Genomic DNA, 12032 nt, shown 5'->3' on the forward strand with positions numbered 1-12032 from the left:
TTATGTTAACACTTATAAAAAATACAACTCTTTATTCACCTAAAAAATTAGGGACAAAAGATGTTTTAATTGCTGGTAAAAAAATTGTTGCCATTGGCGATAATCTAGATGCTTTTAAAAATAAAGAAGTTACTATTTTTGATGCAAAAGGAAAAATTACAACACCAGGCCTTATTGATCAGCATATTCATATTAACGGAGCCGGCGGTAAACAGGGTTTTGCCTCGATGACGCCAGAAATAAGTATATCAGAATTAATTGCCTGCGGTACAACCACAGTAAACGGTTTATTGGGCACAGACGGAACTGCAAGAAATATAAAAAGTTTGTACGGTAAAGCAAAAGCATTAGAAGAGGAAGGTATTTCTTCTTATATATTTTGTGGTTATTATGGCGTAGACTCTTTAACAGTAACAGGCTCTATTGAAGACGATATGGTTTTTATTGATAAAGTTTTAGGTTGTAAAATTGCTATTAGTGATATCCGTTCTTCATACCCAACCGCGCAAGAACTCATCAGAAAATTAAGAGCTGTCCGAGTTGGGGGTTTTTTAAGTCAGAAAAAAGGAATTTTACATGTTCATTTAGGTGGATTAGATTCAAAATTAGACCCACTTTTTGAATTGGTAGAAAAATATCAATTTCCGATCGAGCATATTTCTCCAACACACGTTGGCCGAACTAAGGAACTTTTTGACGATGCGATTCGGTTTGCTAAAATGGGGGGATTATAGACATTACCACAGGAGCGTCTCAATATACGGCACCTTATAAATCGGTTTTATATGCTTTAGAACAAGGAGCATCCATAGAAAATATGACCTTTAGTACAGATGGAAATGCAGGATTAACCAAGTTTGACGAAAACAAAAAACCTATTGGGGTTAAAAAAGCGCCAATTGACACCAATTTAAAAGAAACTATTTTATTAATTCAAAAAGGTAAATTACCAATAGAAGAAGCCTTTAAATTAATTACAACAAACCCTGCAAAAAATTTGGGTTTAAAACACAAAGGAAAAATAGAAGTTGGCTATGATGCAGATTTTTGTTTTTTTGACGCTAATTTAAAGTTAACAGATGTTTTTGCCAACGGAAAACAAATGATGAAAGATACAGAAATCATTGTAAAAGGAACATTTGAAACCTAATATGAAACAGAATCGTATGAAAATATATAGAATCTTATTTGCCATTATAGGTATTTTAAGTTGCTTAAATGCAATAGCTCAAGACACAGAATTAAATAGCTATACATTTGGTGAAGGCATTGATTTTGATGCTGAAAAAGGTGGTAAATTTAAATTAGAAGGATATATACAGCCATATTTTGAATCTAAGGGTTACTCTGAGGTAGATGAAACTGCAAACAGGTACAGAATGCGTAGAATGCGTTTAAGATTGTCTGGAAACTCCGCAAATGAACGTTTTAGTTATCGTTTTCAAGTAGATTTAGCAGGCGCAAATGAAGTAGATGATGAGGAAGGAAACAATTATTTATTAGATGCCTATATTGCTTATGATATTACTAAAAGAATAGAAGTTGCGTTTGGCCAAAGAGCAACGTATACAGACAATAGAGAGTTGTTTATGAATTCTTACGCGCTGCAATTAGTGGAAAGAAGTAGATTAACATCTGCATTTGCTTCTATTAGAGAATTTGGTTTATTTCTTAGAGGAAACTTTAAAACCGGTAATGGAACTTATTTAAGACCCTATTTTGCACTAACAACTGGCGATGGGCCTAATGTTTTTTCGAAAGATAGAGGTGGTCTAAAAATTGGAGGTCGATTAGATTTTCTTCCTTTTGGAACTTTTACAAATTTTGGTCAATTCAGACAAGCAGATATTGTTCGAGAACGTGCACCAAAACTAGCAGTTGGTGTTCATTATAGCCACAACAATGGTATGAGCAGCAGAAGAGGTCGTGAAAGTGGTGCTATTGTGTATTTAGATGCAAATAATAACGAATCATTACCTAATTATACCAAATATGGAGTTGATTTTATTTTTAAATATTTAGGTTTTTCAGTACTTGGAGAATATATTAATGCAGATGCTTTTGTTCCTGCAAACATTTCACAACGTGTCAGAATTGATGGTTCTACATCAACTAATTTTGATGTAAACGGAACGATGAATGTAGACAGTTATGTAAGAGGAAGAATGATGTTAGGAGAAGCGTACAACATTCAAGGAGGCTATATTTTTAAAAACGGAGTTTCTTTGGATGCACGATATACCCATTTAATTGCAGATGAAAATTCATTTCTAAACAACGCCACTTTTTACAACAGACCAAACTATTATACAATAGGTGTAACAAAATATTTAACAAGGAGTTATGGCGCTAAAATTCAAGCATCGTATACCATAACAGATGGTAGTGATGGTGTTAATACCAATAAAGGATTACCAACTACAGAAGATGAAAATATTTTTAGATTAATTCTAACATTAGCTTTTTAAGGATGAAAAAAACAATCTATACATTATTAATTTTATTGATTTCATTGCCAATTGCTGGACAATTAAGTCAGCAATCAAAAAATATTACAGAAACTTTTTTTCCTGATGTTACATCCGTAGAAAATGTGACGCCTGCTTTAAAAAAGAAAAAAGGCTATACAAATTATAAAGAACTAAAAAGTTTTTTGAATGGTTTGGTAGTTGAAAATCCTCAAAAAATAAAATTATCTATTATAGGTAAAACTCAAAAAGGAAGAGAAATTCCGATGGTTATTTTAACGAATCCAAATCAAAAAGAAAAAGTTAGGGTTTGGATGCAAGGTGGGTTGCATGGGGATGAATCGGCAAGTACAGAAGGAATGTTGTATTTAATTCATCAATTATTAAATGATGAAAAATATAAAAATATTTTAGATGATATTGAGTTGGCAATTGTGCCCATGGCAAATATTGATGGCTATTTAAAAAAAGACAGATATGCTGCAAATGGATTAGATTTAAACAGAGATCAAGCCAAATTAATGGCGCCAGAAAGTGTAGTTTTAAAGAATGCCTTTGTAGCCTTTAATCCTGAAGTTGCTGTAGATTTTCATGAATTTAGACCTTTTAGAAGAGATTTAGCAATGATGGGCAATTTTGGTGTTGTAACCTTATACGACGCTATGTTTTTAAATACAGGTAATTTAAATGTACCAAAAAATTTAAGAGATCTCACAGAAAATATTTTTGTGAAAAATGCACAAAAAAGTTTAAAAAGTTTTGGTTTTAACACCGTTCCATATGTTTCTACAGCCGATTATAATGGTGAGGTAGTTTTTAATCAAGGTTCTTTAAATTCAAGATCAAGCGTTACAAATTATGCCTTAACAAATACCATAGCCACTTTACTAGAAGTTAGAGGTGTAGGTATTGGTAAAACCTCTTTTAAAAGAAGAGTTTTTATTACCTTTTCTGTAGCAATATCCTTTCTGGAAACAACCAAAAATAATAAATTATTGGTCAAAGAGGAAATTGAAAAAGCAATCAATGAACAAAGAGAAGATGTCGTTGTAACTCATAAAAGACCAATTTATAAAGATACAATTCAAGTTATTGATTTAAACACAGAACGAATAATTGATTTAGAAGTAAAAAAACGAGATGCCGCTAGAGTAAAACCAATTCTTGTAAGAAAAAGACCAATTGCCTATTATTTGGACGAAGATCAAAAAATACTTGTCGATAAAATGCGAATTTTAGGAGTAAAAGTAGCGCAGCTATCAACAGATGAAGAAAAAATGTCTGAAAGTTACACGATTACGTATTACGATAAAAACTTCAAAAAATACGAGAAAGTTAATCAGCAAGACGTAAGAACAATGATTATAAAAGAGAAAAAAATGTTCAAAAAGGGAACTTATAAGGTCTCTATGAATCAAAAAAGAGCAAACATCGTTATTGAACTTTTAGAGCCAGAAGCGCCCAATAGTTTTGTAAGTTTTGGTCTTTTAAAAACCAAAGAAGGAGCGCAATTACCAATATATAGAATTTTAAATTAAAAATAAATACAATCGAATATGAAACGATTTCAGAACTTCAATTTTAGGATAACACTTTGTACTTTTTTATGTGTTTGTGTTCCTTTTTTTGCAATAGCTCAAGATGATGATGAAGACCAAGATCAGGAAAATGATAGAAATAAGGTGAGTTTTAATGTAGGTAGTGGCTTAAATTTTTCTTTGAACGATAATCAATATCAGTTTAATTTGGGTGGTTTTGTTCAACCAAGTTTTATGTCTTCCAAAGCAGATGGTCTTGACCGAGAAAACGAATTTAATTCTAGAAGATCTTATTTGTATTTTTCTGGAAATGCGGTAAAAGAAAAGGTGAGCTTTCTATTTCAGTTAGATTATAGTTTGCAAGAACCTTTGTTGGATGCTTGGATTGCATATCATCCTCACGAATCAACAACCATTACTATTGGTCAAAAACAAACGTTTTTAAACAATAGAGAAATGATGTATAGAGAAGATCGTTTGCAATTTACAAACCGTAGTTTTTTAAGTACTAATTTTAGTGAAACTGGTAGAGAATTTGGAGTTTTTGTAAGTTCTAAATTTGGCGATAAATTCGGAATTGCACCAATGTTAGCAGTAACTTCTGGCGATGGAAGAAACTCTTTTGGAGCAAATTCTAGAGATACAGATTTAGGTGGAATCAAATATGGTGGACGTTTAGACTTATATCCTTTAGGATTTTTTAAACCAGGAAACGATTTAACAAGCACGGATTTAGAAAGAGAAGAAAAATTAAAATTCGTTCTTGGGTTTGCAGGAAGTCATAATATAGGTACAAGTAATGCTGTTGGCGAAGGTCATGGAAATTATATTTTATATGATGTAAATGGCGAAAATAATTACCCAGATTACGTACAAATTTATGCCGATATTTTACTAAAATATCAAGGTTTTTCTTTATTAGCAGAATATGTAAATGCAAGCGCTTCTAATATAAACGAAACCTATATCGATGCAAATGCAACACAAATTTTAGCACCAACTCAAATAAGCGATTTTTTAACTTTAGGCGATAGTTTTAACGTGCAAGTTGGTTATGTAACCGTAAGTGGTTTTAGTTTTGATGCGCGTTACGAAAACAGAACGCAAGAATTTGTTACAAACGTAAGTTCTGTTTTGCAAAGTGCCAATGCAACTACTTTTGGTTTGTCTAAATATTTTGTTGGCAACAGCTTAAAAGTACAGTCTTCATACAGTAACTACAATCCAAAAATTGGCACTAACATAAATCAGATTGATTTGTTATTTCAGATTACTTTCTAATGAAAAAAAGTGTCATATTTATTTTATTTAGTTACTGTATTTTGTCATTATATAGTCAAAATTTAATACCAAATACAACTGGTTCATTTACCTATAATCCTTCAGGAGCATTGAGTTCAAAATCTATTGAAGTTTTTTATCATATTCCTAACGGAGAGGTAAAAACGATGCCAATAGTAATGTCTTTTCACGGCGTAAATAGAAATGCAGCTGATTACAGAGATTATTGGATATCTATGGCAAACAATAATAAATTCATGGTATTTGCACCACAGTTTTCTGATGAGGATTTCTCAACAGGAGATGCGTATAATTTAGCCAATATTTTTAATGATGGAGATAATCCTTCTTTATCAACATTTAATGCAAAAGAAGAATGGACTTTTTCTGTTTTAGATCCTTTGTTTGAACAAATAAAGTCAGCCGTTTCTGGTACGCAAGAAAAATATAATGGTTGGGGCCATTCTGCTGGTGCACAATTTTTACAACGTTTTGTTTTGTATTTACCAAATAGTAAATTAGATATTGCAGTTTGCTCAAACGCTGGTTGGTATACTGTTCCTGAGTTCTCTATCGATTTTCCTTACGGATTAAAAAAAGGCCAATTGCCAAATTCAGATTTAAAACTAGCTCTTTCTAAAAAGCTAATCATTCATTTAGGAACTGGAGACACAGACCAAAGCTCTTCAGGATTAAGACATAATGCAGTTGTAGATACTCAACAAGGTTTAAGTAGATTGGTTAGAGGACGCTATTTTTTCACAGAAAGTCAATCAACAGCACAATCTTTAAATACTACTTTTAATTGGGAAAAGGATGAGGTTTTTTTAGTAGCACATGAGGCTCAAAAAATGGCTAACGATGCTCTAAAGCATATTTTAAAAAGCACTCTTTCTATTGATGAACAACTCAAAAATAACTTAATTATATTTTATCCAAACCCTGTAACAACTATTTTAACTTTTGATAACTCAAAACTAAAATCTAAAAATGCTGCTTTGTATTCGATTACTGGCAAAAAAGCATCTTCTTTTTTATTTAATAGCTTTGTTGCAAATCAAAATATTGATGTCTCCAAATTAGCAAACGGAATTTACTTTTTAAAAGTTGGTACTTCTTTAGTAAAGGTTCTCAAAAAATAAATAGTTTGTTTTCACCAACAATCTATAATTCATGCTTGTAAATTATATTGCTGATGCAAAATGAGTTGGATAACATGTTCGTAATTCTTTAGATAGAAGATAGTCATGTGTAATATAGTTTGTATGCGCTCTATAAAGTTATATTGGACATATTATTTCTGATAGATAGCTTTAAAAGAAATAGTTTATGCGCTTTTAATTCTAGGTCTTTTGCTACCAATTTTCAATGACTACTTTAATGGACGGTCCATTTTACTAAAGCCGTTTACCTTAAGTGTAAATAGATGACCTCGCTACGTATTGGAAAATTTTGAGCAGCTACTTCTATCCAACAAGTCTGACAGGTTTAATGTAATACCAATTTAGTTAATAAATGCCGCATTAAATGCATTTAAAAAATGATGATTTCCAGTTATAGATTTAATCGTTTCACTATCCATTTTCGTGACGGTTTTATGCAGCCATTCTTTAAGGTTTTCCATTTTTTCAAAGCGTTGATTTTTAAATCTATTTTTAATGTATTGCCAAACTTGTTCACAAGGATTTAACTCTGGATTATAAGGGGGGATTCTTAATAAATGAATATTTTCAGGTATTTCGATATTCTTTGTTGAATGAAAACCTGCGTTATCGATTACCACAATTTTATATTCCTTAGGCTTATATAAAGAGAATTCTTTAAGATAGGCTTCGAATATTTTAGTATCAACACCATTAATTTCCCATACAAAACAATCTCCATTGATTGGGGAATAACTTCCATATAGATAAGTTGTTTTGAAAATATGCTGATAAGTAACTATTGGTTTGACTCCACTAGCTGTTAAATATTTTCCTAAATGATTCATCATTCCAAATCTAGCTTCGTCTTGAAAATATAGATTTACCTCTTTGTATTTATTTTTATTTAGACTTAATCTAATGTTGTTTAGCGTATTAGGTAGTTTTTAAAAAGGCTTTTTCAGCCTCTACATTTTTTTTGTAATGAGATTTTCGCGGGCTTTTAAGTTTTGTTTTAAAATGTTGCTTTAAATACTCTCGAATACGTTGATATTTTATCTCAATCCCATAGGTTTCATTTACCCATATTTGCGCATCCCAATATCCTAAAAAAGGGTTGAGAGGGTCATTAACTCTTTGCGATAAACCTAAATGAATTTCAGAAGTAATAATTTTTGATTGTTTATTTTTTGGCTTATCACTAATCATTTGATCAATTCCAAATAATTTATAGGTTTCTACCCATCTTTCTAATGTTCTGATGTGAACTCCTACAGAAGCTGACACTTCTTGTCGAGTTTTAAACTTTTTTGTCTTTATATAAATTAAAGATTTTACTCGCTTTTCCCCTTTTAATGTTGTTTGCTTTGACACTAATTCTTTAAGCTCAATTAGTGATTCTGAAATATCTAAACTTGCTATTCTTCCCATAACGTAATATAATGAAAATATACGGCATTAAAAAACTATTTTGGTATAAGTTACTTAAAAACAGGTGTAATTCGTTTCACTTTTGTGAATTATAAATGAAGTTTTTCATTTATAATTCCTTGTTTACTGTGTTTAAAATATCCATAATAACTTTTGGTATGATAAAGCAGTTAAAGATAATTTTAAAAAAAGGTTTAAAAAAAGGTTGTGTAATTAAAAAGGGGGTGTATATTTGCACCCGCTAACGGAAATACAAGTAGGTTAGTAAGTTCATTAATAGGTTGTATTTGCATAGGGTTTAGAAGTTTTGCGTTCAGATTTGATGGGTATATTTTTCAATAAAAAAAGTTTCATTTTTATTAGGTTGTAAAACAAAATTCATTGTATGTTTGCAATCCCAAATTTAGGGAGTGTAAGTTCAAGATTTTATCAGAGGTAAATAATTTAAAAAACTTTATTTTTTTCTTGTCAGTTTAGAGAAAGTTTGTATATTTGCACCCGCTAACAAATACGGTAAAAAAGTTCAGGGAGATTTTGGAAAGGTTTAGAGATAAATCGACTAGTTCGAGTCTAGTATTTCTACAAAATTAGGGGTTATTAAGATGTGTTAAGCATTATTAATATACTTTAAAAGTTCATTGAAAATATTGAAATTGACAGCGTAAACAAAGAGTAGAATAACCATGTTTAGATTTATTTAGACAAAAATTCTTTTGAAACTTATTCATTCATATTATTTAAAATATACAATGAAGAGTTTGATCCTGGCTCAGGATGAACGCTAGCGGCAGGCCTAACACATGCAAGTCGAGGGGTAACAGGGAGCTTGCTTCGCTGACGACCGGCGCACGGGTGCGTAACGCGTATAGAACCTACCTTTTACAGGGGAATAGCCTTTAGAAATGAAGATTAATGCCCCATAGTATTGTAGACTGGCATCAGTTTACAATTAAAGATTTATCGGTAAAAGATGGCTATGCGTCCTATTAGTTAGTTGGTAAGGTAACGGCTTACCAAGACATCGATAGGTAGGGGTCCTGAGAGGGAGATCCCCCACACTGGTACTGAGACACGGACCAGACTCCTACGGGAGGCAGCAGTGAGGAATATTGGGCAATGGAGGAGACTCTGACCCAGCCATGCCGCGTGTAGGAAGAATGCCCTATGGGTTGTAAACTACTTTTATACAGGAAGAAACACTGGTATGTATACCAGCTTGACGGTACTGTAAGAATAAGGACCGGCTAACTCCGTGCCAGCAGCCGCGGTAATACGGAGGGTCCAAGCGTTATCCGGAATCATTGGGTTTAAAGGGTCCGCAGGCGGTCAATTAAGTCAGAGGTGAAATCCCGTCGCTCAACGACGGAACTGCCTTTGATACTGGTTGACTTGAGTCATATGGAAGTAGATAGAATGTGTAGTGTAGCGGTGAAATGCATAGAGATTACACAGAATACCGATTGCGAAGGCAGTCTACTACGTATGTACTGACGCTGAGGGACGAAAGCGTGGGGAGCGAACAGGATTAGATACCCTGGTAGTCCACGCCGTAAACGATGGATACTAGTTGTTGGGCAATAGCTCAGTGACTAAGCGAAAGTGATAAGTATCCCACCTGGGGAGTACGGTCGCAAGACTGAAACTCAAAGGAATTGACGGGGGCCCGCACAAGCGGTGGAGCATGTGGTTTAATTCGATGATACGCGAGGAACCTTACCAGGGCTTAAATGTAGTCTGACAGCTTTAGAGATAGAGTTTTCTTCGGACAGATTACAAGGTGCTGCATGGTTGTCGTCAGCTCGTGCCGTGAGGTGTCAGGTTAAGTCCTATAACGAGCGCAACCCCTGTCGTTAGTTGCCAGCATGTTATGATGGGGACTCTAACGAGACTGCCGGTGCAAACCGCGAGGAAGGTGGGGATGACGTCAAATCATCACGGCCCTTACGTCCTGGGCCACACACGTGCTACAATGGTATGGACAATGAGCAGCCATCTGGCAACAGAGAGCAAATCTATAAACCATATCACAGTTCGGATCGGAGTCTGCAACTCGACTCCGTGAAGCTGGAATCGCTAGTAATCGGATATCAGCCATGATCCGGTGAATACGTTCCCGGGCCTTGTACACACCGCCCGTCAAGCCATGGAAGCTGGGGGTGCCTGAAGTCGGTCACCGCAAGGAGCCGCCTAGGGTAAAACTGGTAACTAGGGCTAAGTCGTAACAAGGTAGCCGTACCGGAAGGTGCGGCTGGAACACCTCCTTTCTAGAGAAAGATGGTGAGTTACAAAAGGGAAGTTTTACTCTTTGCTGTTAATTTTAAAATATAATAAGTATTAAGCTATTATAGTCTCGTAGCTCAGCTGGTTAGAGCGCTACACTGATAATGTAGAGGTCGGCAGTTCGAGTCTGCCCGGGACTACTATTTTTAATTACGGATTTGTCAATTTCAGATTAGTATTTAAAATAGGTAGGATTAATATTTAAGGAAATTCTAGAAGTTGGGTATCCCAAGTTGGCGTATAAGTCATCATTTAACTGATAACTGTTAACTGATAACTGACTACTAAATAAAATGGGGGATTAGCTCAGCTGGCTAGAGCGCTTGCCTTGCACGCAAGAGGTCATCGGTTCGACTCCGATATTCTCCACAATACAATTGACAATCGTCAATTAACAATAAACAATTTAAAAATTGATAATTGTTAACTGATAATTGTTTAAATGTAAAAAGTTCATTGACATATTGGTAAAATGATATCGTAAGAATCAAATAGATAGAGAACGTTTAGAGTAGTGATATTCTAGACAAAAATTTTTTTATAAAAATATAAAAGAGTTCATTATAGTATGAAAATACTGTAGCAAAAAGTACAATAAGTTAAGTAAGGGCGTATGGCGGATGCCTAGGCTCTCAGAGACGACGAAGGACGTGATAAGCTGCGAAAAGCTACGGGGAGGGGCACATACCTTTTAATCCGTGGATATCCGAATGGGGCAACCCGGCATGTTGAAGACATGTCACCTAGTAATAGGAGTAAACCCGGTGAACTGAAACATCTAAGTAACCGGAGGAAGAGAAAACAATAGTGATTCCGTTAGTAGTGGCGAGCGAACGCGGAACAGCCCAAACCCATTTTGTTACGGCAAAATGGGGGTTGTAGGACCACAATATTCGATGCTAAGTGAATTAGAACTGTTTGGAAAGACAGACCATAGAGGGTGATAGTCCCGTAAAAGTAAGCGAAGTTATTGATAGTGGTATCCTGAGTAGTGCGGGACACGAGTAATCCTGTATGAATCCACCGGGACCATCCGGTAAGGCTAAATACTCCTGAGAGACCGATAGTGAACTAGTACCGTGAGGGAAAGGTGAAAAGAACCCTAAGTAAGGGAGTGAAATAGATCCTGAAACCGTACGCCTACAAGCGGTCGGAGCACCTATATGGTGTGACGGCGTGCCTTTTGCATAATGAGCCTACGAGTTACTGTTTCTAGCAAGGTTAAATGTTTAAGACATGGAGCCGTAGCGAAAGCGAGTCTGAATAGGGCGCTTTAGTTAGTAGTAGTAGACGCGAAACCGAGTGATCTACCCATGGGCAGGTTGAAGCTGTGGTAACACATAGTGGAGGACCGAACCAGTTGACGTTGAAAAGTCTTTGGATGACCTGTGGGTAGGGGTGAAAGGCCAATCAAACTCGGAAATAGCTCGTACTCCCCGAAATGCATTTAGGTGCAGCGTTGAGTAAAAGTTTTATAGAGGTAGAGCTACTGATTGGATGCGGGGGCTTCATCGCCTACCAATTCCTGACAAACTCCGAATGCTATAAAATGTTTCTCAGCAGTGAGGGCATGGGTGCTAAGGTCCATGTCCGAGAGGGAAAGAACCCAGACCATCAGCTAAGGTCCCCAAATATATGTTAAGTTGAAATAACGAGGTTCGTCTGCACAGACAGCTAGGATGTTGGCTTGGAAGCAGCCATTCATTTAAAGAGTGCGTAACAGCTCACTAGTCGAGCGGACGAGCATGGATAATAATCGGGCATAAACATATTACCGAAGCTATGGATTAACGTTGAAAGACACGTTAGTGGTAGGGGAGCATTGTAACCTGGGTAGAAGGTGTACTGTCAGGTATGCTGGACTGGTTACAAAAGAAAATGTAGGCATAAGT

8 protein-coding genes, 2 tRNA genes and 2 rRNA genes (1 of these 12 cut by a window edge) are annotated in these 12032 nt (G+C 35.1%); 10 read left to right on the top strand and 2 right to left on the bottom strand.

Going from position 1 to position 12032, the window contains the following annotated elements:
- Positions 1–2 precede the first annotated feature (2 nt).
- The 6 genes from BST83_RS20965 to BST83_RS18950 all read left to right on the top strand — a co-directional run bounded on the left by BST83_RS20965 (position 3) and on the right by BST83_RS18950 (position 6429).
- A complete protein-coding gene (locus BST83_RS20965) occupies positions 3–734 on the top strand; it encodes an amidohydrolase family protein (protein ID WP_240614877.1) in 732 nt (243 codons plus the stop codon).
- An 83-nt stretch (positions 735–817) separates the two neighbouring features.
- Positions 818–1150 carry an amidohydrolase family protein gene (locus tag BST83_RS20970; RefSeq protein WP_240614878.1) on the top strand — a complete coding sequence of 111 codons (333 nt, stop codon included), beginning with the start codon at positions 818–820 and terminating at the stop codon, positions 1148–1150.
- A 16-nt stretch (positions 1151–1166) separates the two neighbouring features.
- The gene (locus BST83_RS18935; RefSeq protein ID WP_104811366.1) at positions 1167–2468 is read left to right on the top strand and encodes a putative porin; all 1302 of its coding nucleotides are present in this window, start codon (positions 1167–1169) and stop codon (positions 2466–2468) included.
- A 2-nt stretch (positions 2469–2470) separates the two neighbouring features.
- On the top strand, positions 2471–4006 hold the full coding sequence (locus BST83_RS18940) for a M14 family metallopeptidase (protein ID WP_104808347.1): 1536 nt from the start codon (positions 2471–2473) through the stop codon (positions 4004–4006).
- Positions 4007–4024: 18 nt separating this feature from the next.
- Positions 4025–5287, top strand: coding sequence for a putative porin (locus BST83_RS18945; protein ID WP_104811273.1), 1263 nt, complete (start codon positions 4025–4027; stop codon positions 5285–5287).
- Entirely contained in the window at positions 5287–6429 is a 1143-nt protein-coding gene (locus tag BST83_RS18950) for a T9SS type A sorting domain-containing protein (protein ID WP_104811274.1), read from the top strand. Before BST83_RS18945 ends, BST83_RS18950 begins: the two co-directional genes overlap by 1 nt.
- Positions 6430–6791: 362 nt before the next feature.
- Here the strand turns inward: BST83_RS18950 and BST83_RS18955 are convergent, their stop codons facing one another.
- Both BST83_RS18955 and BST83_RS18960 read right to left on the bottom strand, forming a co-directional pair.
- On the bottom strand, positions 6792–7352 hold the full coding sequence (locus BST83_RS18955; RefSeq protein WP_104808084.1) for an IS630 family transposase: 561 nt from the start codon (positions 7350–7352) through the stop codon (positions 6792–6794).
- Between the two features lie 13 nt (positions 7353–7365).
- Positions 7366–7860: a winged helix-turn-helix domain-containing protein gene (locus tag BST83_RS18960; RefSeq protein WP_104808085.1), complete on the bottom strand. Its 495-nt coding sequence runs from the start codon at positions 7858–7860 to the stop codon at positions 7366–7368.
- A gap of 746 nt (positions 7861–8606) precedes the next feature.
- Here BST83_RS18960 and BST83_RS18965 point away from each other — a divergent pair.
- The 4 genes from BST83_RS18965 to BST83_RS18980 form a co-directional block, all read left to right on the top strand.
- Positions 8607–10124: ribosomal RNA gene (locus BST83_RS18965) — 16S ribosomal RNA — on the top strand.
- Between the two features lie 82 nt (positions 10125–10206).
- Positions 10207–10280: transfer RNA gene (locus BST83_RS18970), tRNA-Ile, on the top strand.
- A 155-nt stretch (positions 10281–10435) separates the two neighbouring features.
- Positions 10436–10509, top strand: a tRNA-Ala gene (locus BST83_RS18975).
- Positions 10510–10732: 223 nt separating this feature from the next.
- Positions 10733–12032, top strand: a 23S ribosomal RNA gene (locus BST83_RS18980) (it continues 1584 nt past the right edge of the window).
- The 16S and 23S rRNA genes sit together here with 2 tRNA genes alongside, the layout of an rRNA operon.

Source organism: Polaribacter filamentus (assembly GCF_002943715.1).
In the GTDB taxonomy this organism is placed as follows: domain Bacteria; phylum Bacteroidota; class Bacteroidia; order Flavobacteriales; family Flavobacteriaceae; genus Polaribacter; species Polaribacter filamentus.